The organism is Actinomadura scrupuli (assembly GCF_050971785.1).
Taxonomy (GTDB): domain Bacteria; phylum Actinomycetota; class Actinomycetes; order Streptosporangiales; family Streptosporangiaceae; genus Actinomadura_E; species Actinomadura_E scrupuli.
In genome coordinates this window covers 682,158-705,381 of sequence record NZ_JBPCCU010000002.1, presented here as the reverse complement: position 1 = coordinate 705,381, position 23,224 = coordinate 682,158, and the positions used below count along the sequence as shown (strand labels likewise).

The 23,224-nt window shown below is 70.8% G+C and carries 23 protein-coding genes; 3 read left to right on the top strand and 20 right to left on the bottom strand.

Annotated features, from left to right (window positions below):
- Positions 1-99 precede the first annotated feature (99 nt).
- Positions 100-825: a TetR/AcrR family transcriptional regulator C-terminal domain-containing protein gene (locus tag ACRYCC_RS10980; protein ID WP_433810906.1), complete on the top strand. Its 726-nt coding sequence runs from the start codon at positions 100-102 to the stop codon at positions 823-825.
- Here the strand turns inward: ACRYCC_RS10980 and ACRYCC_RS10975 are convergent.
- From ACRYCC_RS10975 to ACRYCC_RS10905, 15 genes are all read right to left on the bottom strand, one after another.
- The gene (locus ACRYCC_RS10975; RefSeq protein WP_433810905.1) at positions 794-1,852 is read right to left on the bottom strand and encodes an LLM class flavin-dependent oxidoreductase; all 1,059 of its coding nucleotides are present in this window, start codon (positions 1,850-1,852) and stop codon (positions 794-796) included. The two genes, ACRYCC_RS10980 and ACRYCC_RS10975, sit on opposite strands and share 32 nt — an antisense overlap.
- Before the next feature lie 48 nt (positions 1,853-1,900).
- Positions 1,901-2,566, bottom strand: coding sequence for an NADPH-dependent F420 reductase (locus ACRYCC_RS10970; protein ID WP_433810903.1), 666 nt, complete (start codon positions 2,564-2,566; stop codon positions 1,901-1,903).
- Positions 2,563-3,078 carry a MarR family winged helix-turn-helix transcriptional regulator gene (locus ACRYCC_RS10965; RefSeq protein ID WP_433810901.1) on the bottom strand — a complete coding sequence of 172 codons (516 nt, stop codon included), beginning with the start codon at positions 3,076-3,078 and terminating at the stop codon, positions 2,563-2,565. Before ACRYCC_RS10965 ends, ACRYCC_RS10970 begins: the two co-directional genes overlap by 4 nt.
- Positions 3,079-3,204: 126 nt before the next feature.
- Positions 3,205-4,440, bottom strand: a complete 1,236-nt coding sequence (locus tag ACRYCC_RS10960) for a dipeptidase (RefSeq protein WP_433810899.1) — start codon at positions 4,438-4,440, stop codon at positions 3,205-3,207.
- Entirely contained in the window at positions 4,437-5,630 is a 1,194-nt protein-coding gene (locus tag ACRYCC_RS10955; protein WP_433810897.1) for an LLM class flavin-dependent oxidoreductase, read from the bottom strand. The genes ACRYCC_RS10960 and ACRYCC_RS10955 overlap by 4 nt, the downstream gene beginning before the upstream one ends.
- 83 nt (positions 5,631-5,713) lie before the next feature.
- Positions 5,714-6,487 carry an amino acid ABC transporter ATP-binding protein gene (locus tag ACRYCC_RS10950; protein ID WP_433812140.1) on the bottom strand — a complete coding sequence of 258 codons (774 nt, stop codon included), beginning with the start codon at positions 6,485-6,487 and terminating at the stop codon, positions 5,714-5,716.
- Positions 6,488-6,495: 8 nt separating this feature from the next.
- The gene (locus ACRYCC_RS10945; protein ID WP_433810895.1) at positions 6,496-7,464 is read right to left on the bottom strand and encodes an amino acid ABC transporter permease; all 969 of its coding nucleotides are present in this window, start codon (positions 7,462-7,464) and stop codon (positions 6,496-6,498) included.
- Between the two features lie 15 nt (positions 7,465-7,479).
- The gene (locus ACRYCC_RS10940; protein ID WP_433810893.1) at positions 7,480-8,535 is read right to left on the bottom strand and encodes a ketopantoate reductase family protein; all 1,056 of its coding nucleotides are present in this window, start codon (positions 8,533-8,535) and stop codon (positions 7,480-7,482) included.
- Position 8,536: 1 nt separating this feature from the next.
- Positions 8,537-9,538: an amidohydrolase family protein gene (locus tag ACRYCC_RS10935; protein ID WP_433810891.1), complete on the bottom strand. Its 1,002-nt coding sequence runs from the start codon at positions 9,536-9,538 to the stop codon at positions 8,537-8,539.
- Between the two features lie 21 nt (positions 9,539-9,559).
- The gene (locus tag ACRYCC_RS10930; protein WP_433810889.1) at positions 9,560-10,339 is read right to left on the bottom strand and encodes an SDR family NAD(P)-dependent oxidoreductase; all 780 of its coding nucleotides are present in this window, start codon (positions 10,337-10,339) and stop codon (positions 9,560-9,562) included.
- Complete coding sequence (locus ACRYCC_RS10925; RefSeq protein ID WP_433810887.1) at positions 10,332-11,615, bottom strand: M20 family metallopeptidase; 1,284 nt, start codon at positions 11,613-11,615, stop codon at positions 10,332-10,334. Before ACRYCC_RS10925 ends, ACRYCC_RS10930 begins: the two co-directional genes overlap by 8 nt.
- Positions 11,616-11,650: 35 nt before the next feature.
- Complete coding sequence (locus tag ACRYCC_RS10920) at positions 11,651-12,466, bottom strand: transporter substrate-binding domain-containing protein (protein WP_433810885.1); 816 nt, start codon at positions 12,464-12,466, stop codon at positions 11,651-11,653.
- A gap of 594 nt (positions 12,467-13,060) precedes the next feature.
- Positions 13,061-14,227, bottom strand: coding sequence for a flavin reductase (locus ACRYCC_RS10915; protein ID WP_433810883.1), 1,167 nt, complete (start codon positions 14,225-14,227; stop codon positions 13,061-13,063).
- A complete protein-coding gene (locus ACRYCC_RS10910; RefSeq protein ID WP_433810880.1) occupies positions 14,224-15,435 on the bottom strand; it encodes a cytochrome P450 in 1,212 nt (403 codons plus the stop codon). Before ACRYCC_RS10910 ends, ACRYCC_RS10915 begins: the two co-directional genes overlap by 4 nt.
- Positions 15,432-16,316 carry a polysaccharide deacetylase family protein gene (locus ACRYCC_RS10905; protein WP_433810878.1) on the bottom strand — a complete coding sequence of 295 codons (885 nt, stop codon included), beginning with the start codon at positions 16,314-16,316 and terminating at the stop codon, positions 15,432-15,434. The genes ACRYCC_RS10910 and ACRYCC_RS10905 overlap by 4 nt, the downstream gene beginning before the upstream one ends.
- A 174-nt stretch (positions 16,317-16,490) precedes the next feature.
- Between ACRYCC_RS10905 and ACRYCC_RS10900 the strand changes: the two genes are divergently transcribed.
- Complete coding sequence (locus ACRYCC_RS10900; protein WP_433810876.1) at positions 16,491-17,279, top strand: IclR family transcriptional regulator; 789 nt, start codon at positions 16,491-16,493, stop codon at positions 17,277-17,279.
- A 45-nt stretch (positions 17,280-17,324) separates the two neighbouring features.
- Here the strand turns inward: ACRYCC_RS10900 and ACRYCC_RS10895 are convergent, their stop codons facing one another.
- Genes ACRYCC_RS10895 through ACRYCC_RS10885 form a run of 3 tightly spaced genes read right to left on the bottom strand, consistent with a single transcriptional unit; the run spans position 17,325 to position 20,398 of the window.
- Entirely contained in the window at positions 17,325-18,155 is an 831-nt protein-coding gene (locus tag ACRYCC_RS10895) for a fumarylacetoacetate hydrolase family protein (RefSeq protein ID WP_433810874.1), read from the bottom strand.
- Positions 18,152-19,846: an FAD-dependent monooxygenase gene (locus ACRYCC_RS10890; protein WP_433810872.1), complete on the bottom strand. Its 1,695-nt coding sequence runs from the start codon at positions 19,844-19,846 to the stop codon at positions 18,152-18,154. The genes ACRYCC_RS10895 and ACRYCC_RS10890 overlap by 4 nt, the downstream gene beginning before the upstream one ends.
- A gap of 60 nt (positions 19,847-19,906) precedes the next feature.
- Positions 19,907-20,398: a VOC family protein gene (locus ACRYCC_RS10885; RefSeq protein ID WP_433810870.1), complete on the bottom strand. Its 492-nt coding sequence runs from the start codon at positions 20,396-20,398 to the stop codon at positions 19,907-19,909.
- Positions 20,399-21,109: 711 nt separating this feature from the next.
- Between ACRYCC_RS10885 and ACRYCC_RS10880 the strand changes: the two genes are divergently transcribed.
- The gene (locus ACRYCC_RS10880) at positions 21,110-22,027 is read left to right on the top strand and encodes a metal-dependent hydrolase (RefSeq protein WP_433810868.1); all 918 of its coding nucleotides are present in this window, start codon (positions 21,110-21,112) and stop codon (positions 22,025-22,027) included.
- Positions 22,028-22,107: 80 nt separating this feature from the next.
- On the opposite strand, the gene ACRYCC_RS10875 is transcribed toward ACRYCC_RS10880, so the two are convergent.
- The gene (locus ACRYCC_RS10875; protein WP_433810866.1) at positions 22,108-22,497 is read right to left on the bottom strand and encodes a peptidase inhibitor family I36 protein; all 390 of its coding nucleotides are present in this window, start codon (positions 22,495-22,497) and stop codon (positions 22,108-22,110) included.
- Positions 22,498-22,749: 252 nt separating this feature from the next.
- Positions 22,750-23,211 carry a cupin domain-containing protein gene (locus tag ACRYCC_RS10870; RefSeq protein ID WP_433810864.1) on the bottom strand — a complete coding sequence of 154 codons (462 nt, stop codon included), beginning with the start codon at positions 23,209-23,211 and terminating at the stop codon, positions 22,750-22,752.
- Positions 23,212-23,224: the final 13 nt, after the last annotated feature.

The window sequence follows — 23,224 nt, the reverse complement described above, 5'->3', positions numbered from 1 at the left end:
GCACTGCGTTCAAGGCAAGACTCTAGGGAGCACTTGAACGTTGTGCAAGTGCTTTCTTGAACATTGTGCAAGTCGCGTGACGTGCCCTATCGTGGGTCCATGCCGCGCGACACGCTGACCCGGGAGCAGATCGTCCAGACCGCCATCGAGCTGCTGGACGCGGAAGGGCTGGAGGGCTTGAACATGCGGAGCCTGGGCAAGCGGCTCGGCTCCGCCGCGACGGCGGTCTACTGGCACGTCAAGAGCAAGGACAATCTCGTCACGCTCGCCGGCGACCAGGTATGGCACGAGGTCGCGCTACCCGACCTCGGCGAGGTCGGGTGGCGGACGGCGGCGACCGCGATGGCCCACGACCTCTACGCGATGTTCACCGCGCACCCCTGGCTCGTGCAGGCGTTCTCCTCGCACCTGTTCTACGGTGCCGGCAAGGCGCGCCACGACGACCACAGCATCGCCGTCTACGAGGCGGCCGGATTCACCGGCGAGGAGGTGGACCAGGCGATGGCCACCGTCTTCACGTTCGTGCTCGGCAACGCCCTCGGCGCGTCGGCCACGGCCTCGCTGACCAGGCGGCTGAGCCGCGAGGGCGGAGACGCCGAGGAACTGATCCGGGACACCGTCGCGCAGGCGAACGAGATCGCGCAGCGGTTCCCCCGGCTACGCGCCCGCCTCGAGACGACGGCGGCCGCCGGCTACGCGGAGGCGCCCGACAACAGCTTCGAGTTCGGCCTCCAGACCATCTTCAACGGCCTCGAAGACCGGCTCGCCCGCCGGGAGGCGCACGAGCCCCCGCTCACCCGAGGAGTTCGCGGACCCGCGGGATGACCTGCGTACCGTAGAGCTCGATGTTGGTCATGAGCGCCTCGTGCGAGAGGCCTCCCATGCCGTACTTCAGGTCGAAGCGGTTCGCGCCGAGCACGGTGAGATTCGCGGCGATCTTCTGGGCGACGGTCTCCGGCGACCCCACGTAGAGCGCCCCATGCGGCCCGATCTCGCGGGCGAAGGACTCCTTGCTCGGGACGGCGAAGCCCCGGGTCTTGCTGACCCGGCGGATGACCTCCAGGTAGCGCGGCCAGAACTCCTCGCGGGCCTTTTCGTCGGTGACGGCGACATGCCCCGGTGAGTGCACTCCGACCGGCAGGGGTCCTCGTCCGAACCGGCCGAGGGCCTGCTGGTAGAGCTGGGAGAAGGGCGCGAAACGCGCCGGCGACCCGCCGATGATCGCGAGCATCAGCGAGAACCCGTACTGCGCGGCGCGGACGACCGACTGGGGGCTGCCGCCGACGCCGATCCACGCCGGGAAGGGGCCGGACTCGGTGTGCGGCACCACGTCCTGGTCGTGCAGCGACGCGCGGGTCTTGCCCTGCCAGCTGACCGGCCCGCCCTTGAGGAGTTCGGCGAAGAGGTTCGTCTTCTCTTCGAAGAGGTTCTCGTAGTCGGCGAGGTCGTACCCGAACAGCGGGAACGAGTCGATGCTGGAACCCCGCCCGAGGATCACCTCCGCCCGCCCCCCGGAGACGGCGTCGAGGGTGGAGTAGCGCTGGAACACCCGGACGGGGTCGTCCGAGCTCAGTACCGTGACCGCCGACCCCAGCCGGATGCGGGTCGTGCGAGCGGCGATCGCGCTGAGCACCACGTCGGCCGCCGGCATCGGGAAGTCGTCGGTGTGGTGTTCACCGATGCCGAAGAAGTCCACCCCGACCTGGTCGGCGAGGACGCCCTCCTCGACGACGTTGCGGATCGTCTGGGCATGTGAGAGCGGGCGGCCCTCGTGGTCGTCGGTGAGATCGCCGAAGGTGTCGAGGCCGAGGACGAGCGGGAACCCCGCGGCGTCCGAAGATTGCGATGTCATGTCGGGCTTCCTGTCTGGAGTGTTCGGGAAAGGCTGAGCGAGGGCGCGTCATGCGGCTTCGGCACGCACCGCCTCCTCGAACTCGGCTCGGCGCAGCGACACCCCGAAGACGGGGCCGCCGGGTTCGAGGAGGCGGCCGGCGACGAGGCCGCCCAGCCGTACGGCGTCGTAGCCGATGCGCTCGACGACGTCCGCCACGGCGTCCACCGCGCCCAGGTCGTCACCCGCGACCCCGAGCGCACGGCGTTGCGGCGAGCCGGCGGGCCGGCACTCGTCTTCGAGCTCGTGGTAGCCGAGGTGGTTGAACGTCTTGACGATCGTGGACCTGGGCAGCCTGCGCGCCACGACCTCGCTGCTGCCGTACCGGCGATCCTCGAACATCTCCTGGACGCCGTCGACCGGCGGCCAGTAGTTCATCGTGTCGACGACGAGCCTGCCGGCCACCAGACCGGGGTCGAACGTCGCGAACCTGTGGAGCGGGATCGCCAGCACCACGATCTCGGCGTCCGCGACGGCATCGGCCGCCCACCGCGGTTCGGCCCCCGGCGCCAGGACCTCGGTGATGAGCGCGATGTCCGCCGGGTCGCCCGACGCCGCGATCGACACCCGGAAACCGGCCGCGATCGCCAACCGCGCGATGACGGGACCGACGTGCCCCGCGCCCAGGACCGCGATCGACGGCAACCGTACGGGCGGCGGCGCTCCCCCGATCACGACGAACCGTCCCTGCTACGGGCGGGAGCCGATTGCGCGCCGAGGTGGTGCCGCAGGGCCCGGAGGACGTCGGCGAGCGCCTCGAACTGCTCGGGCGTCAGAGCGTCCGCGAAGTGTTTCTTGATGGCCCTCATATGGGGCCCGGTCGCACGCTGGAACATGTTCGCCCCGGCCTGCGTGAACGAGACCTCGGCACCGCGGCTGTCAGTGGCGCACTCGTCGCGCCGGATCAGGCCGCGCCGCTCCATCCGGCCGAGGTGGTGGGACAGCCGGCTCCGCTCCCAGTCGATGCTCGCCGCGAGCTCGGAGGAGCGCAGCCGCCTGCCGTCCGCCTCGTGCAACGCCAGCAGCACCTGGTAGTCGGCCGGGGAGAGATCCGACTCCTGCTGCAACTGCGCACCGAGGATTCTCCGGAGCTCGGCGGTCGTGTCCAGCAGCGACCGCCAGATCGCGAGCTCCTCCGTGGTCATCCGCCGCCGCGTCACCGCGGCGGCGGCCGTCTCACCTGCCATGACGCCTCATCTCATTGACACGTCAATCATAAGGCACATGGTTGATGTGTCAACATATGACGCGTCAAGCGCCCCCCGCGGCTGAGGTGCGCGACCCGGGCCGGGGATCGCCGGACGGCACCAGGACTACGCCCACCAGCTTCGCTCCAGCACGCGCAGCGTGTTGCCGCCGCAGAGCTTGGCGATGTCCTCGTCGGCGAAGCCGTGCTTGACCAGCCAGCCCACGATGTTCCAGAAGTTCTCGCCCGGGTTCTCCAGGCCGGCGCAGTACTCGACGTGCTTCGCCACCGGGTCCGTGACACCCACCCGGGTGCCGGGGTCCGGGTCCGCCTGCGGGACGGACGGGCCGCCCTTGCCGAACACCCCGGCGAGCGTGGTGTGCAGGCCGGCGTGGTCGCCGAAGAGGGTGTCCGGACCGAACGTCACCGCGTCGATGCCCATCAGGTCGACGCAGTACAGCATGTGGTCCATCACCGAGTCGATGGAGTGCTCGGGGTGCGCGGGCGAGACCGTCGAGTGCGGCGCGGCCTCGATGCCCAGCAGGCCGCCGGACTCGGCGAGCGCCGTCAGCACGTGGTCGGGCTTCATCCGCTCGGAGGGCCACACGCCACGGGCGCCCGCGTGCGTGATCATCACCGGGCGCTCCGACGCCTCGATGACCTCGATGCTGGTCCGGTCGCCCGCGTGCGACAGGTCGATGGACATGCCCAGGTCGTTCATCCGCTTGACCGCGCGCCGCCCGAACCGGCTCAGCCCCCCGTCACGGAGCTCCTTCAGCCCGGAGCCGAGCAGGTTCGTGTCGTTGTAGACGATGCCGACCTGGCGCACCCCGAAGCCGTACAGCAGGTCGAGCCGGTCCAGTTCGTTCTCGATCGGGGTGGCCGCCTCGATGCCGAGCACCAGTGCCATCCGCCCCTGGCGCTTGGCCTCGAGGATGTCGGCCACCGTACGGGCGAGCACCACGTAGGACTGGTGGTCGATGTCGCACACCCGCATCCCGATGTCGAACAGCACATCGGACCACTTCCAGCCGTGCGCGCTGGTGATGCAGCCGGTCGGACCGGCCAGGTTCTCGAAGACGCAGTCCATCCCGGACCGCCGCAACCCCTCGTACCCGAGCGCGGTGCGCCCCGCTCGCGCGTAGTCGCGCAGCCTGCCCATGTCGTCGGGGAACACGTGCGGATGATCGTGCACGCTGATGATGAGGTTCTCCGCCATGAGGCGACGGGTGCGCTCCTGCTGCTCCTCGGTCAGCCCGAGGTCGTACGGGGGCGTACGGCCCACCTGCGGGGCCAGTTCCACCTCGTCGTAGTCCTCCCCCGCCGTGAGGTAGGAGAAGGAGCTGTACTGGACGTCCGTCACCACGACCACCCCCGCTGGGCCGGCGGGGTCCACACGCCGGCGCGTTCCAGGTGCGGCAGCACGGAGCCCAGCAGCCGCAGCTCCTCGACCGACCACATCAGCGGCGTCACCATGAAGCCGCGCATCCCGGTGATCCGATGGATCTCGATGAACTGCTCGGCGACCTCCTCAGGGGTGCCCACCAGCACGCGGCTGCCGGCGGCGACGCCCACCCGCCGGGCGATCTCGTCGGCCTCGGTGTCCTGGTAGGTCGCCTGGTAGGTCTGGCTGCGCCCCATGAACGCACCGGCCCACGCCCGGGCCGCGTCCATGTCGACCGACTCCCGGATGAACGCGAACTTCTCCTCGGCCTCGCGGTGCGTCGCGGCGGTGACGACCCCGATGCTGCCCGCCGCGACCACGGCGTCGCGGGGACGGCCCGCGGCCTCGACCGCGTCACCGAGCTGGGCGAGCGGCGCGCTCACCTTCGCCAGATCCTCCGACACCGACAGGAAGGCGTAGTCGCAGGTGGAGGCGATGAGCTTCTGGCCCGCCGGCGACACACCGGCGTTGAACAGCGCGGGCCACGGGCGCTGGAGCGGTCCGGGGCCACGCGGCGTGCCCTGGACGGTGTGATATCTGCCCTTGAAGTCGACCTCGGCGCCGTCGGCGGCCCAGATCGCCTTCACCGCCTCGACCGCCTCGGCGGCCATCTCGTAACGGGCGTCGTGGTCCTCGACGTCCTCGATGCCGAGCAGCGCCGCCTCGGAGGCCTTCGATCCCGGCACGATGTTCCAGCCCCACCGGCCGCCGCTGAGCACGTCCAGGTTCGCGCCGATCCGGGCGATGACGGCGGGCGGCAGGTACCGGGTGTGCATCGTCGTGATCACACCGATGTGCCTGGTCGCCGCCATCACCGCGCTCGCCCACACCGGCGAGAACAGGCACGGCTCGCCATGGCCCACCCGGGCGCTGTGCTCGCCGTGGTGGGTGTAGCCGTCGGCGAAGAACAGGAAGTCCATCCCGATGGACTCCGCCGTCTGCGCCAACTCGATCTGCACGTCCACGTCGAGCACGTCGGGATTGCGGTCCGCCATGACCTTGGAGGTCACGTGCGGCGACGGCGAATTGAACCACATCAGGCCGAAGCGGAACCGGTCGTCCAGGCGCCGTTCCTTGCGGGTACGGGGACCCTGCGATAGGGCTGTCATTCTCTGGGCTCTTCCTTGTCTTTCGATCGGTCTCTTCGATCGGTCGTCTTCGAGGGGGTCTTCGAGCGGCTCTTCGGCCGCCGCTAGTCGATCGGCCCGCCGGCCGCCTGCACCCGCTGCAGAAAGGCCCGGGTCCGGGCATGCCGCGGATTCTCGAGCACCTGTCGCGGCGAGCCCTGCTCGATGACCACCCCGTCGCCCATGAAGACGACCCGGTCGGCGACCTCGCGGGCGAAGGCCATCTCGTGGGTGACCACGATCATGGTCAGCCCGTCGTTGGCCAGGTCCTTCATGACGGCGAGCACGTCACCCACCAGTTCCGGGTCGAGCGCCGAGGTCGGCTCGTCGAAGAGCAGCAGCTTCGGCTCCATCGCCAGCGCCCGGGCGATCGCCACCCGCTGCTGTTGCCCGCCCGACAGATGGGCCGGGTAGGCGTCGGCCTTGTCGGACAGGCCCACCCGCTCCAGCAACGCCAGCGCACGGGCACGGCCCTCGGCCTTGCCGCACTTGCCGAGCACCGTCGGCGGCTGGGCGGTGTTGGCCAGTACGGTCTTGTGCGGGAACAGGTTGAAGCTCTGGAAGACCATGCCGATGGCCTGGCGCTGGCGGGCGATCCGCCGGTCGGACAGCTCGATCATCCTGTTGCCGCTGCGCCGGTACCCGATCACCTCGCCGTCCAGCGTGATGCGGCCGTGGTCGATGGACTCCAGGTGGTTGATGCACCGCAGGAAGGTGCTCTTGCCCGAGCCCGACGGCCCGATGATGCACACCACCTCGCCGCGCTCCACGTCCAGGTCGACCCCGTTGAGCACCTTCAAGTCGCCGTAGGACTTCTCGATCTGACGAGCGGTCAGCATGGGCATGGTCACGCACCTTCGTCCAGTGTCGCGGCGGGCGTCCGCCGCCGGTCTTGCCTGCCCCGCTGCCGGGCCGGCCCGTGGCCCCGGGCGAAATAGCGCTCCAGGTAGTACTGGCCCACCGACATGATGCTGGTGACGATCAGGTACCAGCAGGTGGCGACGAGCAGCAGCGGGATCGTCTTGAAGTTGACCGCGTAGATCCGCTGCACGGAGTACAGCAGGTCGGTCAGCCCGATGAAGCTCACCAGCGCGGTCAGCTTGACCAGCGAGATCGCCTGCCCGGCGACCGGCGGGATCGCGGTCCGGACCGCCTGCGGCAGCGTGACGTGCCAGAAGGCACGCCCTCGCGACATCCCCAGGGCGGCGGCCGCCTCCGACTGTCCCTTGGAGACGGAGAGGATCGCGGCTCGGAAGATCTCCGACATGAACGCCACCTCGTGCAGCGTCAGCCCCACGATGGCGGCGACCATCGGCGTGATCACCTCGTTGGCGTCCGCCGACGCGAAGTGCCCGAGGAAGGGCAGCCCGATGCTGAGCTTGGGGTACAGCGCGGCGAGGTTGAACCAGAACAGCAACTGCACCAGGGCCGGCACGCTGCGGAAGAACCAGACGAACGCCCAGGCGACGGCGCGCGCGATCGGCACCGAGGACAGCCGCATGCCCGCCACCAGCAGGGACAGCGGGATCGCCAGAGCGGTCACGATGACCGTGAGCAGCAGGCTCAGTCCCAGCCCGTCCAGGATGGCCGAGGCCCCGAAGTAGTGCCCGACCGTCCGCCACTCGAACCGGGGGTTGCGGGTCACGGAGACGATCAGCTCGGCGAGCAGGAAGACGACGATGAGGGTGACCACCCACCGGCCCCAGCCGCGGGCGGTGCCGATCGGCAGGATCTCGTCCTCACCGTCGGGCGGCGGGGGCGAGGCCCGCGCGTCCCCCGGCGGGGTGATGTTCGTGGACAGCATGTCGGATGCCATGCGGCGCCTCTTTCGTCAGCGCGCCGGGTCCGGCGCGGAGTGTCGGTCTAGCGCGTCGTGCATTTCCGCGAGGTTGCGAGCGGCCACCGTGCGCTCGCCGTCCTCGAGTTCGCCGAGCACCCTGGCCAGCAGCGTGCAGGCCGGCACCTCGACGCCGAGCCGCCCGGCATCGCCCAGCAGCGCGGCCAGGTCGTGGCCGGCCTCGGTGCGGCGGCGGCGCACCACGAGGTCGCGGAACACCCCGCTGCGCTTCTTGCGGAACGTGGCGATGGTGGCGGCCAGCGCCGCCACCGCCGCCCGCGCCGCCTCGCCCGAGCCGGCCGTGAACGCCGCGGCGTCGTATCCGTCGAAGGACTCCGGCGTGATCCCGCCGGCGACGGCGACCGCGTGCACCTCCCGGGCCAGCGCCGCCATCACCTCCGGGTGGGCATCGATGATCTGCGCGGTGGGCGCGTCCTCGAACGCCGACGCGGTGAGCATCATCGCCATCCCCCGCTTGGCCCACAGCAGGCCCCGGACGTTCGCCGAGACCGTGGTCGGCACCGACGCGTCGAGCAGCGCGGCCACCGCGTGTACCCGCGGTGTCGGGCCACCGGCCGGTTCGCCGATCGCCAGCCCGCCCGCCGCCCCGTCCCGGATCACCCCGGGGGCGACGACGTCCGCGGCCACCTCGACCATGGCCGCCAGCAGCCGGCCGGCGCCGAGGTGGCGGGCCGCGGCCTCCAGGGTGTCGCCGTTCTGGCAGGACAGCACGATCCCGTCCGCGGCCAGCCTGGCCGCGAGCCAGGCCGCGGCGGCCTCCGTGTGCTGGGACTTGGTGGCCAGCAGCGCCAGGCCGATCGGCTCACCGGCGAACTCGTCCGGCATGAGCGCGGTCACGGGAGGCGAGACGTCCAGCGTGCCGTCGGGCCGTTCGACGCGGATGCCGTGCTCCCTGATCGCGGCGACGTGCTCGGCGTCGGTGTCCACCAGCACCACGTCCCGCCCGGCCTTGACCAGCCCGTGCGCGATGGTCCCGCCGATGGCGCCGGCCCCGACGATCACCACCGGCGACCCCGGCTCGGCTCCCATCTCAGTGCTCCGCCTGAGCGCCGAAACGGGCCAGCAGCCCGGCCGCGTTGCCGCGCAGGATCGCCTGCCGGTCCTCCGCCGTGAACTCCGGCGCCTTCTCGAAGTCCCGCCGCAGCTCGCCTGCCGTCTCCGCGGCGGTGAACGGCCAGTCGCTGCCATACAGCACGTGGTCCCGCCTGGCGATGCCCAGCAGCGCCGGCACCTGATGCGGGTAGACGCTGCCGGCCAGGTCGTACCAGAGATTCGCCAGCGACTCGTCGAAGTCGGGCAGCCGCTCGTCAGGGCCGGCGGCGGCGTTGCGGCGGTGCACGTTGCGGGCGACCCGGGAGGCGAGCGCGGGCAGGGCGGCACCGGCGTGCGCCACGATCAGTCTGATGCCGGGGTTGTCGCTCAGCGTCCGGGTCAGGATCAGGTCGGTGACGGTACGGGTCGACTCGAAGAAGAACTCGATCATCGGGCGCTGCCAGCCCACCATCACCCCGTCGACGGCGCACGCAGGCGAGGTCGGGTGCAACAGCACCACGGCCTCCCGGCGGGACAGCTCCGCGAACACCGGCGCCAGGCGCGGGTCACCGGGGTAGACGCCCCGGTAGTTGGTCATCAGGACGACGCCGTCCGCGCCGAGCTCGTCGAACGCGCGGCGGATCTCCTCCAGCGAGGCCTCGACGTCCGGCAGCGGAAGGCTCGCGAAGAAGCCGAACCGGCCGGGGTGCGCGGCGGCCACCGCGGCGCCCTCGTCGTTGACGATACGGGCCAGTTCGGCGACCCGGGCCGGCTCGTCATAGAGCAGGACGCCCGGGGAGGACACCGACAGCACGGCCGTCTCGACACCGAGCCCGTCCATCACCTCCAGGTGCCGCTCCGCGCTCCACTCCGGCAGGCCGGGCGGCGCCAGGCCGTCGGCGAGCCGGTAACCGGCGTCGATGGCGGCCCGCCGGTAGGCGTCCGGCAGGAAATGGACATGGACGTCGATCGCGCCGGGCGTCATGTGGTCCTTCGTCATGGTCGCGTTCTCTCTCTCACGTCAGTTGCGCGGCAGCGCCGCCCGGCCGGTCGAGCTGCCGCCGTCGACGTCGAGCACCGTTCCGGTGACCCAGTCCGCGTCCGGCGAGCACAGGTACTCGACGCCCGCCGCGATGTCGTCGGCGACTCCCATCCGGGGCAGCGGCACCAGCGTCTTCATGGCCGCGACGTACTCGTCGTTGGTGAACGCGCCCAGGCCCGGCCGGGTCCCGTGATCGATGAATCCGGGGGAGACCACGTTGACGTTGATGCCGTGCGGGCCGAGCTCCAGGGCCATCACCTTGGCGAGCATCACCAGCCCGGCCTTGGAGGCGCAGTACGCCGCGGCACCGGTCCGGGCCGACTGCCGGGCTCCACTGGAGATAGCGCAGATCTTGCCGCCCCGGCCCTGGCCGACCAGCACCCGCGCGGCGGTCTGCATGAACACGAAGGCGCCGGTCAGGTTGGTGCCGATCACCGACTGCCACTGGTCGTCGTCCATCTCCAGGAAGAGATGGTTCGGTGCGACCCCGGCGTTGCTGACGGCGACGTCCAGGGATCCCCGGCGCCCGGTGAAGGTGGCGATGGCGTCCTCCACCTCGTCTCGCCGGCCGATGTCGGCGTGCAGCGCGTCCACCCGGGCGTCCGCCGGGAAAGCGGCGAGCGCCGCGTCGAGCTGTGCTCTGCTGCGGTCGAGCAGGCCGACGCTCGCGCCCTTGCGCGCGAAGCGCTGGGCGATGGCGAGGCCGATCCCGGCCGCTCCCCCCGTGACGAGGACGTTGCGCGGATCGTGGTCAGGCATGCGGGTCTCCAGAGTCGTGGGGCGCGGCCGGCCCCGGGGCGTCTCCCGGCCCGGCCAGGCCGGGGACCGGCGACGCGGCGGTCGCCAGCTCCGCGCCCACGGCGGCGCGCAGGCCGGGTGAGGCGAGGAAGTCGGCCACCGTGCCGGCCAGCGCGGCTGCCGCCACCGCGACGGCACGCCGGGCCATGGCGCCGACGCTGTACTCGGCGAACTCCGCCGTGTGGTTGGCGACCCCGGGCGGCGCGATGGCGATGGTGGGCTGGACGGTGGCCACCTCGTAGCTGATGTTGCCGACGTCGCTGGACGGCGGGGTGCTGCGGAGTGCCCTGGGCTGCGGGGGGATCGGGTACCCCAGTCGCTCCAGGTGCGCTCCGTACCTGTCCCCGAGCGTCTCGTTGACGTTCAGCGGCAGGTACGGGATGCGCTCGCTCCAGTCCAGGGCGACCTCGCACCCGGTGGCGGTCGCCGCCGCCTGGAAGATCGCCTCCACCCGGGTGGACAGCTCGCCCAGCGCGGCGAGGTCCGCGGCGCGTACCAGGAACACGCCCTCGGTCAGGCTGGGTACCACGTTGGCAGTGTCGCCGCCCTTGGTGATGATCCCGTGCACCGACTGGGTGCGCGTGATGTGCTGCCGTAGCTGCGCCAGCGACTGGTACGCGGTGACGATCGCGTCCAGGGCGTTGATCCCCTTGTGGGGGCTGCCCGCCGCGTGCGCCGGCCGGCCTCGGTAGACCACCCTGACCTGCCGCAGCCCGCTCGTCGCCGAGTAGATCGTGTCGTTGTCCTCCGGGTGGACCAGCATCGCGGCGTCGACGTCCGCGAACCCGCCGCGCCGCCGGATCAGCTCCTTGCCGCCGCCGCCCTCCTCGGCGGGGGTGCCGATGAGGGAGAGCCGCCCGCCGAGCCGCTCGACCACCGGGGCCGCGGCCAGATAGGCGCCCACCGAGATCGCGGCGATCACGTTGTGGCCACAGGCGTGGCCGAGCCCCGGCAGCGAGTCGTACTCGGCGAGCAGCGCGAAATGCGGGCGGCCGGTCCCCGTCCCGGCCACGAACGAGGTGGGCAGATCGAAGGTGCCCGTCCGGACCGCGTGGCCCTCGGCCCGCAGCAGCCCGGCGATCCGCCGCACCGAGCGGTGTTCCTCGAAGCCCGTCTCGGGATCCGCGTGCAGGTCCGCGGCGAGCTCGTGCAACAGCGGCTCGACCCGCGCGACCTCCCGGTCGATCAGAAGGTACGTGGCCGCGTCCGCCCCGCGCACGCTCGGTTCAGCACTCATCGCCAGGTCCACCCGTCTCCGTCACGATCCCCGCGCTAGTTCAGGCCGCCGTTGATCTTGATCTTGTCGATCGGCAGGGTGAGGTCACCGACGCCGTACTTGTCGTACAGCTTTTGGTAGGTACCGTCCGTGACCATCTTCTTCAGGGTCGCCACCAGCACCGGCGCGAGCTTGTTGTCCTTGGTCAGGGCGATCGCGGTGATGTTGTCGGGACCGTTGATCGCGTTCGGGATCAGCGTGAAGCTCACGAACTTGCCCGACGACACGGAGGCGGTGTACTGCGTGACGAGGTTGGTGTCGGTGTAGGCGTCCAGGCGGCCGGAGAGCATCGCCAGCTCCAGCGCCGCCTTGTCGGGCAGGACGCTCAGCTTGATCGGGGGCTTGCCGAGACCCGCGCACGCCTTGGAGGCGTTCGCCGCGATGTCGCCCGCGATCGAGCCCGCGATCGTCCCCAGGCTTCCGCCACAGAGATCGGTCAGCGAGCTGATCTTCTTGGACTTCGCCGGCGCGAGCACGCCCGAGGCCACCTTGTTGATGTCGACGAAGGTCGCGCTGCCGTGCCGCGCCTTGAAGTCGCCCATGCCGCCGAACAGGTCCCACCGCCCGGACTGCAGGCCCGGCAGGATCGAGGCGAAGCTGGTGTCGACGAGCTGGAACTTGATGCCGAGCCGCTTCTCGAACTCGTTGAACAGATCGATGTCCAGCCCACTGGTGATCTTGCCGGACGAGTCCTGCAGCAGGTACGGCGGCTGGAACAGCGCCGCCGCCTTGAAGGTCTTCCCGCGCATCTCGGGCGGGAGCATGGCGACCAGTGACTGATCCAGGGACGCCGTTGACGAGCTCTGCGGCACGGCCGCATTCGATGCCGATCCGGACGACGACGAATCGTCGGAACTCGAACAGCCACTCAGGAGCACCGCCACAGCGGCGGCCACGCTCAGCCAGCCACGGTGGATTCCCAGTGAACTTTTCACAGACACTCCTCGCCAGGATTCTGTTGTCCTGTTTATCAGGACTAGAGTCCGATTATGTAGGACAAAGATAGGCGCTGGTCATCGAGGGTGTCAACAGCCTCAACAGCGCATGAAGATTTCCGATGTGGTGTTCGGCCGATGGCCCCGGATGGCCCTGTGAGCAGCGGGAACGAGGGAGACGAGGCGGTCCCCCCGAGGGCGTGGACACCGCGGGCGGGCCTGACCGCCGCCGGCCGGGCCGGCCGGGATGTCAGTGCCGGCGCAGCGCTCCGGGCGGCCCGCTCCTGCGGTGGGGGCCGCGCCACCGTTCATCACATTATGTGACTGTCCGTGCAGGTCTCACGGGCCCGCCCACGCACGGACGATCAGTGCTCGGCGGCCCTGGTGTCCCGGAGACGGGAAGAAGGGGCATGTACCCGTCTCGCACGGCCCGGATCCGCCGATCGCCGGACGTTGAAGCGGCCCGCTCGCTCAGGCGCTCAGCGCGTCCGCGACCTCACGCAGGGCCTCCAGCGCGTCGAGGAGCTGGGCCCCGCTGACGCGCTCCGGCCAGCCGAAGAGCGCCGCGTACATCGACACGCTCCCGTCATGGTCGAAGGCCGGGACGCCCAGGCTGCGCACCTCGTACCCGGCCTCCGGGTCGATCTCGGTGACGTCGTAGGCCGCCGGGCCGCCCAGCAGGGCATGCTGCTCCCGCAGCCGCCGCTCCAGGTCGGCATCCCCGCCACCGGCCGCCAGCGCGTCGAGCAGGTCGTCCACCGTGTCCATCGCCGGCTGCCGCAGCGTCACCGACCATCCCCGCTCGCGCAGCCGCCGCAGCGCCTCCAGGTACGCGGCACGCTGCCGGCCGCCGAGCGGCCCCGGGATGCCGCTCAGCCACCGGTCGGCGGTCGCTTCGTCCGCCCAGGCGACGAACATCGCGCCCATCGGGGCGGCGAACGGCATCCGCACCCCGACCCGGGACGGCGGGCCGCCCGAGCGCGGCCGTCCGGCACCGGCGACCTGGACGACGTCGCCGTCGACGCCGGCGACCGCCACGCACTCCAGGCTCAACCGGTCCGCCACCCGTTCGAGGCTCGGCCGGGCCCGATCCGCCCGCCTGATCTGGTCGACGAGGTCGGGCGCGGAGGCCATCACCCGCGAGCCGGCGGAGAACCTGCCGTACCCGCTACGGAAGAACAGCAGGGGCAGATCCGCCGGCGCGCTCTCCAGCGCCTGCACGGCACCAATGACGATCTTGTGATCGCCCGCCTCGACGACGGTGTCGACGACGCAGTCGATCCAGGCGATGGCACCGTCGATCCGGACCTGGCCCGCACCGGTCAGCGTCCAGGCGAGGTCGCGGAACTTGTCCGGGCCGCGGGTGGCCAGCGCCCGGCACACCGGCTCCTGCCGGTCGCTCAGCACGTTGACGCAGAACCGGCCCGCCGCCAGCACCTTCGGCAGGGTGGTCGAGGACCGGTCGGCGAGGAACGCGACGAGCGGAGGATCGAGCGACACCGAGGTGAAGGATCCGACGGCCATGCCGACCGGACCTCCGTCGGCCCCCACGGCGGTGATCGCGCACACACCGGTCGGGTACTGGCTCAGCACGCTGCGGAAGGTGGCGCCGTCCAGGACGGCTCCGGTCTCGGTCATCTCGACTCCTCCGACGTCGGTGTCTCCCGCGGCATCTGGACGAGCAGCCGGGTGGGCCGCCGGACCATCAGCTCATCGGCCTGTTCGTACACATAGGACGGGTCGAGGGTGATGCCGGGACGGCTCCGCAGCAGTTCCCGCACCAGCGACCGCGCCTCGATCCGGGCGATCGGCGCACCGAGGCACGCGTGCGATCCCCGGCCGAAGGCCAGATGGGCGCCGGTGCGCTCCCGATCCAGATCGAAGACGCCGGCGTCCGGACCCCAGAAGCCCTCGTCCCGGTTCGCCGACTGGAGGCTCACCACGATCTGCTCGTCCAGCTCGATGGGACAGCCGCCGACCGTGGTCGGCTCGTGCGGCGTCCGCATCACGTACTGGATGGGCGGGTCGTGGCGCAGGGACTCCTCGATGGCCCGGTCCACCAGCTCGGGCTCCCGCAACAGCCGCTGCCAGCGACCGGGCTCCCGCAGCAGCTCGTACAGCAGGTTGACGATCAGTGTGCTGGTGGTCTCGGTACCGGCCTGGATCAGCTGGCGGACATGCGTCACCGCCTCGGAGACCGGCAGTTCCCCGGCCGCCGCGTCCGCCGCCAGCCCCGCGATGACCGAGTGGTCGGGGGCGGTCCGCCCAGACATGTACCCGTCGAGCAGGTTCTCCAGATACCGCACCATGTCCAGGTATTCCGGCATGTCGTCGAAGGGGGCGGGCAGCCGATGGTGGAACGCGTCGGTCCAGGCCTGCAGCCGGGGCCAGTCGGCCTCCGGAGCGCCGATCAGGTGGTAGACGACCTGCCCGGCCAGCGTCTTGACCGGCGGCAGGAGGTCCACCACGGAGCCGGCCGGCAGCGCGGCCACCTGCGCCGCCGCCAGCTCGGCGACCCGCGGCTCGAGCAGCCGGAGAGCGCGGGGTGCGAACCAGTGCCGCAGCCGGCGGCGTACCTCCGTGTGCTCCGGCGGGTCCAGCGAGGTGATCGAGGTGGCCGTCTTGACGAACTTCGCGCCGTTGACCGGGTCGAGCCGGAAGTTGCTGCGCGCGGAGAACGTCGTGTGGTCCACCAGCACCCGCTCCACGTCCGCCATCGCGGCGACGACGTACATGTGCGGATGCGGTCGTGACACCGGGCAGCTTTCGCGGGCCCGGCTCAGCCGGGCCACCGCGTCGCGGTGGTGTGCCAGGTCCAGGGGGTCGAAGACGGTCTCGCCGCTCATCGGGCGGCTCCCCTCACGTCGTCGTCGCGGGTCATCGGCCGGGCGAGCGCCACCTCGGCCAGGTCGTCCTTGGCGGCCCACCAGACGCCGTCCAGCTCGCGGAGCCGCTCCATCACCCGGGCCAGGGTGGGCAGGAACGCCGGGCGCCCGGCCATGTGGCAGTGCAGGACCATGTCGATCCACCCGCCCGAGTCCGCGGACGCCTCGCGATCGAGGGTGGTCACCGCGTCGAGCAGCGTCTCGGCGAACACCGAGGGGGAGTTCTGCGGCAGTATCCACTGCACCAGGTCATTGGCCGCCAGGTTCGCCTTCGGCAGGATCGCCAGGGGGCGGCCGCCGATGTTCTGCACGTAGGGCAGGTCGTCACTGGCGTCGTCTCCGCACCACCGCACGCCCTCGCTCACCAGCAGCGACGGGGTCCGCTCCGAGCCCATGTTGCCCGGGCTGATCCAGCCGGCCGGCCGGGAGCCGGCGGCCTCGCCGATCGCGTCGAGGGTGCGCCGGATCTCCGCGCGCTCCGCCTCCTCGTCCTCGAAGGCGGCGAGCAGACGATCATTGGCCCAGCCGTGACCGACCACGCTGTGGCCGCCGTCGATCATCGCCGCCAGCACCCGCGGATGCCGCTCGGCGGCCAGGCCGTTGCAGGAGAAGCTCACCGGGACCCCCTGCGCGCCGAAGAAGTCCAGCAGCCGCCACACCCCGACCCGCCACCCGTAGTCGGCGTAGGACAACGAGAACCGGTCGACCTGTCCGGGCCGTACCCGCTCCTGGTGGTACTGGCTCTGCCGTTCGAAGTCCTCGAAGGCGACGCCGATCGTGACGCACAGGCGCTTGCCGTCGGGCCAGCGCACCCGGCGGAGACCCTGGATGATCTCGGACACCGCACCCTCCATGGCTTCAATGAGTCTCGTTTATCAGGATAGTTGTACTGCAAATCGAGACAGAGCCTAGGTCGGCGGTACTCTCCTGTCAACGATCACGAACGGTCGGCCGCCGACCGCGGTCCGCGCACCCCGGTCACCCGTCGCGTGGAATTCCGTGCCATGCTCTGTGCCATGGGTGGGATGACCAAGAACAGCGGATACCGCGAACGGAACTCCACAGCGGACCGCGCGCTGGACATTCTGCTGTTGTTCACCGACGACAGGCTGGTGCTGTCGGCCACCGAGATCGCCGAGGAGCTCGGCGTCGCGCGGTCGACGACGTACCGCTACATCCAGAGCCTGGGGTCGTCCGGCTTCATCGAGGAGGCGCCCGGCGGCTTCCGGCTCGGCCAGCGCGTCTTCGAGCTGGCGCGGCTGGCCAGGCGGGGCATCGGGCTGTCCCAGCTCGCCGTGCCGATCATGCGGCGCCTCGCCACCGAGACCGGCGAGGTGGTCCTGCTGACCCGGCTCAGCGGCCATGCGATCGTCTGCCTGGAACGCGAGGAGGCACCCGGATCCCGCATCCGGATCTCCTACGAACGCGGGCAGGTGCTCCCCCCCAACGCCGGCGCCTCGGCGTTCTGCATCCTGGCCTGGCTCGCGCCGAAGGTGCTCAACGAGATCCTCGACGACGCGCCCTTCACCCGCTTCACCCCGGCGACGATCGTCGACTCGGAGCCGCTGAAGCAGCGCCTCAAGGAGATCCGCGAGCTCGGCTACGCGGTCACCCACGCCGAGCTGGACGACGACGTGCTGGGCATCGGCAGCCCGATCCTCGGCCCGGACGGCACGGTCACCGCCGGGCTGAGCGTGGCGGCGCTCGCCCACCGGGTCAGCGACGAGCGGGCGGAGACGCTGATCTCCCAGGTCCGGGCGGCGGCCGAGGAGATCTCCGGCGCGCTGGCCCGGCTGGACATGTGACCTCCCGGCCGGGCCCTCCGGCCGGTGGCCGGACCTTCCCGCCGATCAGACCTTCTCGGGTACGCAGACGTTGCGCTGGGTGCCCAGGCGCTCGATGCTCGTGGTGAGCACCTGGCCCTCGGTGAGGAACACCTTGGGAGAGCGGCCCGCCCCCACGCCCCCCGGCGTCCCGGTCGCGATGAGGTCGCCCGGACGCAGCGTGATGATGTCGCTGACGTAGCTGATGATGTCGCGGACGCCGAACAGCAGGTCGCTGGTGCGCGCCCGCTGCATGACCTCGCCGTCGACGGCGCAGACCATCTCGAGATCCGGCTCGGCGTCGCCGAACTCCTCGGCCGTCACCAGCACCGGGCCGACCGGGGTGGTGTGCTCGAAGGTCTTGCCGGACAGGAACTCCCGGGTGCGGTGCTGGTAGTCGCGTACGGTCACGTCGTTGACGACGGTGTAGCCGGCGACATGCGCCAGCGCGTCCTCGTGCCGGATGTGCCGCCCCGGCCGGCCGATGACGACGCCGAGCTCCGCCTCCCAGTCGACGTCCCGGCTGACCACCGGCAGCACGATGTCGTCATGGCCGCCGATGAGCGCCCCGGAGTACTTGGCGAACAACGTCGGATACCGCGGGGTGTCCCGGCCCATCTCGGCGATGTGGGTCCGGTAGTTCAGCCCCAGGCAAATGATCTTCTCCGGCCGGGGGATCAGCGTCGCGTAGTCGGCCGGTGCCACCGTCCGGGTCTGCCCCGGCCCGGCCGCGCGGGCCCGCCAGTCCGGATCGGCGAGCAGCTCGCCGACATCGGCGTGGTCCAGCAGCGTGGCGATGTCGTCGTCGATCCTGGCTGCGGCGGTACGGCCGTCGAGACGGATGGTGGCGAGCCTCATGTCACGTTCTCCTCTATCCCTGACGAAGTGTGCTCCGGCGGATGCCCGATCAGGCCGAGCCCCCGGGACCGGGTGTCGAGAAACGGGGCCAGCTCCCCCATCACCCGGCCCGACTGCGCGGCCGTGAAGACGGCGGCGATGAAGCGGTCCGGCCTGACCAGCACGAAGTGACCGGACATCCCACGGAAGAAGCCCTCCAGCCGCCCGTCGGCGTCGGTGCACGCCCGGCGTCCCGGCGCGGCGCGCGGCATCCGATCGCCCAGTGCCACCTCGATCCGGCGCGGCGCCAGCCCCTCCAGCCTGGGGTCCAGCCCGGCCCACTCGGCTTCGGCCACGTCCACGCCGAGCAGGCTGAACCCGGGACCGAGAGCGTCGTCCATCCGGACCAGCTCGTAGTCGCCGGTGTAGACGCGAGGCTGCGGGAGCTGCACCCCGACGAGGTCGCGCTGCGCGTCTCTGCCGGTGACGTGCACGAAACCCTGCTGGTAGCGGGCGACCGGGCGGAAGCGCATCGCCTCCAGGTAGTCCCGAGTCCCGGGGAAGAGCTTCAGCAGCCGTACGGCCGCGTCCCGGGCGCGGGCGGTCCACCGATTGCGGGTCATCACGACGGTGCCCAGCCGTTCCGACAGCCGCACCGTCGCCAGGGCATGGGGCTTGCGTTCCACCTCGTAGCTGTCCAGGAGCGCGGGCCCGGCGGTGCCCGACAGGACCGCGACGAGCTTCCAGCACAGGTTCGCGGCGTCGCGGACGCCGGAGTTCAGGCCCTGTCCGGCGAAGGGCGGCATCATGTGCGCGGCGTCGCCGAGCAGGAAGCACCGTCCGCTCCCCCAGGTGTCGGCGACCAGCGCGTTGAAGCGGTAGACCACCGCGCGCTCGACATGGTGCGGCTCGATCGCCCGGAAGGGGGCGAGCAGGCGCCGGATCAGTTCGAAGTCCACCACCTGGCCCAGGTCGGCCTCGTCCGGGCGCAGCGCGAACTCGTACCGGCAGCGGTTGCCCCGCCCGGGCACGATGACGTGCGGTCGCCCGGGATCGCCGTAGTGCATGGCGAACCGCTCGTCGCGCTGGTCGCCGAGCGTGTCCACCACCAGCCACTTCTCCTCGTGGTTGCGGCCCGACATGGTGATGCCCCGCAGCTCCCGGACCGCGCTGCGGCCACCGTCGCAGCCGAGCACGTAGGCGAACGGCAGCGTTTCGGAGCCGGCCGCCCCGTCCGGCCCGCCCCGGCCGGACCTGCGGACGATGGTCGCCTCGACCCGGTCCGCGCCGGGCCGCAACCCGATCAGGGTGGTTTCGAAGGCGACCTCGACGTGCGGGAACCGGTCCAGGCCGTCGAGCAGGACGCGTTCCAGGTCGGGCTGGGCGAAGGCGTTCTTGAACGGATGCCCCAGGCGGAACGGGAACGGGCCCTTGGCGTGCAGCAGCGGACGGCCACGGCGGTCGTAGTAGCGGGTGCCCGTGCCCGGCGTGACCACCTCGGCCACCTTGTCGTCCCACCCGGCGGCCTGCATGGTGCGCAACGACTCGTCGTCCAGGCTGATCGCCTTGGCCTCGTCGCTGGTCGTCGCGTGCTGCTCGATCAGCGACACCGGAACACCCGCCTGGCCGAGCAGGTTGGCCGCCGCCAGGCCGGTCGGCCCGGCTCCGACGATGAGCACCCGGCCCGACGCGGACACGCTGCTGCTACTCACCGATTTCCTTCCACCCCGAACCACCCCGAAGACCACGCCACCGTGTGCTCGCGCGCACCACTACGAGACCGGCTGATACGCCTCGCCACCGTCGTTGAGCAACCGCTCCGCCTCGGCGTAGATCTGCTCGGCGGTCTGGCCGAAGTCGATGCTCTTGCGGAACGGCTGCCGGACCTCACGCGGGATCCGCAGGTACACCTCGTTGCGGTTGCCCTCCGGATCGAAGAAGTAGATCCCGAAGGCGTTGCCGTGGGTCACCTCCTGCTGGACCCGTACGCCCTCCGCCTCGAACCTGCGGTGGAACTCGCGCAGGCTCTCCAGGCTGTCGACACGCCAGGAGACCTGATGGGTGAGCAGCACGCCGTCCGGCGCGGTGCGCCCCCGCTGGAGCACGAACTCGTGGTGCTCCTCCGCCGGGCGGGAGCTGAAGAACACGATGCCCAGCGTCTCGTCCTCGTCGGTCACCTCGAGTCCGAGCACCCGCGAGTAGAAGTCCCGCATGAGCTCCAGATCGCGGACCCAGAAGCCGGTGTGCCCCAGCGACACGATCATGACTGACTCCTGATAGTTAGGAATGCTGTTTTATATTCCAGGACATCGGACGTTACAGTTTCGAGTCAGGGAGTGCAACCCCCCGAGCCTGACCGGCGCCTTGCCTCCGGGGCGGCGGCGCACAGCCGCCCGGTCGGCCGCCCCGCCGGGCGCGCCTGGGTTCGGGCGCAGCCGGTTCGAAGCCGGCACCGGCCCCGGGCGGACCGGAATCCGGCCGCCCCGATGCCCTTCACCCTGAACGCCGGGTGGTGAACCGCCGCCCGTTTCACGCGAATTCGGCATTGCCACGCGGGCACGCCCCGCGGGTTCACCTGCGCCTTCGCAAATGAAGTGTGCCGGGTTGACAAGTCGCCGCGAAAAACGGCTCTGCCGCCGTTACAGCGGGCCCGCCTCCTTCCGCCTATAAAACCTGAGACCAGGGTTTCGGACCATGCCGAGCGCAAGGAGCCGTGAATGGCGGTATTTCAAAATGTCTCGTGGCACGACGGTGACGGGGAGTCGCACTGGCACTGCTCGCCGGTGGTACGGCGACCGCCGCCGCCCCGCCCGCCGCGGCGGCGGCGGAATGCCCGGCCGTGAGCGTCATCTCCGCCCCGACGCGGGTGTGACGTTCGCGGTCCAGAAAGTGCGGGGCTGATGCCTGTTATCAGGCCGCCGGAACACCAATCCTCAACCGCCATGCGCACCACATAACAAATAGAGGGAACCGTCATGGACGGCATCAGCGCGCCGGATGGCGCGACACGCGGTATCGACGAGCGGCATCCGCTGATCAAACCGCGCCGGGTCTCCTTCGACTGGGAGCAGACCCCGCTGCACTGGATCCCGGGTGATCCGGTCGCCACCCACCTGATCAACTGTTTCCACCTGATGCTGCCGACCGGTGAGCGCTGGTTCATCGAGTGCGTCAGGGACGCCCAGCCGGAGATCACCGACGAGAGGCTGCTGACCGAGGTCAAGGGCTTCATCGGTCAGGAGATGGTCCACGCCCGCGCCCACCAGGGCGTCCTCGAGCGGCTACTGGAGGGCTACGGCATCGACCACCGCAAGCTCACCGAGGCAGCGGAACGCCGCAACGACGAGCGGCCCGCCCGGCGTGCGGCGATGCCACCGCGCAAACGGCGCCGCCTGCTGATGTTCGAACTCGCCATGGTCGCCGCGATCGAGCACTACACCGCCGTACTCGGCCAGTGGATCATCGACGACAGGGGTCTGGAGCGGGCCGGCACCGACCCGACCATGCTGGACATGCTGCGCTGGCACGGCGCCGAGGAGGTCGAGCACCGCTCGGTCGTCTTCGACGTCTACCGGCATCTCGGCGGGAAGTACCCGATGCGGGTCGCGGCCTACGTGTTCTCCCTGGCCCTGATGGCCTACGGCACCTGGCCGGGCGCGATGGAACTGATGCGCCAGGACCCCACCGTCCACGGCAAGGTCACCTTCCCCCGCGTGTTCGTCTCCTACCTGCGATCGGTCCGGCGGGGACACCTTCCGGCCGTCTTCCGGATGTTCGCCAGGCAGTCACTGGTCTACCTGCGGCCCGCGCACCACCCCTCACGGGTGGCCTCCACCCAGCAGGCCCTCGACTACCTGGCCACCTCCCCCGCCGCCACGGCAGCGCGGCGGTGAAACACGGAAGCTCCTGGTCGCGCGGAGTCTCGGTCGGCTCCGCACGGCCAGGAGCTTCAACGGGTGTCAGGCGTTCGAGCTCAGAGCCCTCGCCGAACGAGGTCGTGCCGTCTGTTGAAGACCGGCCGGTCGGCGCCGTTCGGGACCGATTCGGAGGCGGCGTACTGCGGGCAGGGGCGGGTGATGCAGACTTTGGACTCGCGAGTGGCGAACGTGACGGTGAAACCGATCCTGTTCTGCGCCGACCCGGAGCCGACGATGGCGGTGAACGGCCTCGACCCGTCTCCCGAGCGGTATCCGTCGATCAGATCTCGCGGCGTGTATCTGGTGACCGTGCCTCGGAAGTTGCTCTGCGGGTAGACGCACAGCACCCCGGTCGGGCAGGTCGCGGCTTCCGCCGGTACCGCCGCGAGAACGCCTGGCACCCACGCCAGAGCGGCTGCGACCGCGATGGAACGCGACAGGTTCACTGGACACATCCTTTCCATGTTCCGGCAGGGAGAACGGCCCCCAGCTCAGCGACCAGACCTACCTGGAACCACGAGACGCCACCCCGGGACCCGCCACATCTTTGCCGGTCACGACGCCGTTCTTTGCGAACCCCCCACGCGCTCACCGGTGACGACGGACGTGCTCGCGCCGGGGTCTCCGAGCGGGCTGCGGGGGGCCTGCGCGCCGGCCCCCGCAGGCTCTCGCCGCGGCGCGGCCGGACCAGGACCCGCTCACGCTCCCGGCGGGTGGATGGTGAGCGGAGTGAGCTGCTGGATGTCGTGCCGGGCCCGGAGCGCCGCGATCTCGGCCTGGTCGGGTGGCCCGGAGGCGGCCAGCAGGTCGGTGAGTTCCTGCAGGTACAGCTCATGGCCGGCCGGGGACACGAGGAAGAGCATCCGGGCGGCCGCCGATCCCGGGTTGAAGAAGGCATGCGGGCATCCGGCGGGCACGAACATGAAGCTTCCCGGGCCGCCCCGGAACACCGTGGCGCCGGTCTCCGACTCCCAGCTGCGCCAGTCGCCGCCGGCCGTGGCGGTCGGCTGGAAGGCGAGCAGGTCGAGTTCGCCTTCGAGCACGTAGAACACCTCCTCGGCCTGCTGATGCAGGTGCGCCCCGACGTCGAACCCCGGCGCGACCTCGGCCTCGAACGCCGACCAGATCTTCGACTGCTCGGCGCCCGCCTTCAGGGTCATGGTCTGGATCCTG

Excerpts from the sequence above, each read along its gene's own strand:
- ACRYCC_RS10980 (WP_433810906.1), top strand. The coding sequence starts at position 100 with ATGCCGCGCGACACGCTGACCCGGGAGCAGATCGTCCAGACCGCCATC.
- ACRYCC_RS10975 (WP_433810905.1), bottom strand. The coding sequence starts at position 1,852 with ATGACATCGCAATCTTCGGACGCCGCGGGGTTCCCGCTCGTCCTCGGC.
- ACRYCC_RS10965 (WP_433810901.1), bottom strand. The coding sequence starts at position 3,078 with ATGGCAGGTGAGACGGCCGCCGCCGCGGTGACGCGGCGGCGGATGACC.
- ACRYCC_RS10955 (WP_433810897.1), bottom strand. The coding sequence starts at position 5,630 with ATGACAGCCCTATCGCAGGGTCCCCGTACCCGCAAGGAACGGCGCCTG.
- ACRYCC_RS10950 (WP_433812140.1), bottom strand. The coding sequence starts at position 6,487 with ATGCTGACCGCTCGTCAGATCGAGAAGTCCTACGGCGACTTGAAGGTG.
- ACRYCC_RS10945 (WP_433810895.1), bottom strand. The coding sequence starts at position 7,464 with ATGGCATCCGACATGCTGTCCACGAACATCACCCCGCCGGGGGACGCG.
- ACRYCC_RS10940 (WP_433810893.1), bottom strand. The coding sequence starts at position 8,535 with ATGGGAGCCGAGCCGGGGTCGCCGGTGGTGATCGTCGGGGCCGGCGCC.
- ACRYCC_RS10935 (WP_433810891.1), bottom strand. The coding sequence starts at position 9,538 with ATGACGAAGGACCACATGACGCCCGGCGCGATCGACGTCCATGTCCAT.
- ACRYCC_RS10930 (WP_433810889.1), bottom strand. The coding sequence starts at position 10,339 with ATGCCTGACCACGATCCGCGCAACGTCCTCGTCACGGGGGGAGCGGCC.
- ACRYCC_RS10925 (WP_433810887.1), bottom strand. The coding sequence starts at position 11,615 with ATGAGTGCTGAACCGAGCGTGCGCGGGGCGGACGCGGCCACGTACCTT.
- ACRYCC_RS10915 (WP_433810883.1), bottom strand. The coding sequence starts at position 14,227 with ATGACCGAGACCGGAGCCGTCCTGGACGGCGCCACCTTCCGCAGCGTG.
- ACRYCC_RS10910 (WP_433810880.1), bottom strand. The coding sequence starts at position 15,435 with ATGAGCGGCGAGACCGTCTTCGACCCCCTGGACCTGGCACACCACCGC.
- ACRYCC_RS10900 (WP_433810876.1), top strand. The coding sequence starts at position 16,491 with ATGGGTGGGATGACCAAGAACAGCGGATACCGCGAACGGAACTCCACA.
- ACRYCC_RS10895 (WP_433810874.1), bottom strand. The coding sequence starts at position 18,155 with ATGAGGCTCGCCACCATCCGTCTCGACGGCCGTACCGCCGCAGCCAGG.
- ACRYCC_RS10885 (WP_433810870.1), bottom strand. The coding sequence starts at position 20,398 with ATGATCGTGTCGCTGGGGCACACCGGCTTCTGGGTCCGCGATCTGGAG.
- ACRYCC_RS10880 (WP_433810868.1), top strand. The coding sequence starts at position 21,110 with ATGGACGGCATCAGCGCGCCGGATGGCGCGACACGCGGTATCGACGAG.
- ACRYCC_RS10870 (WP_433810864.1), bottom strand. The coding sequence starts at position 23,211 with ATGACCCTGAAGGCGGGCGCCGAGCAGTCGAAGATCTGGTCGGCGTTC.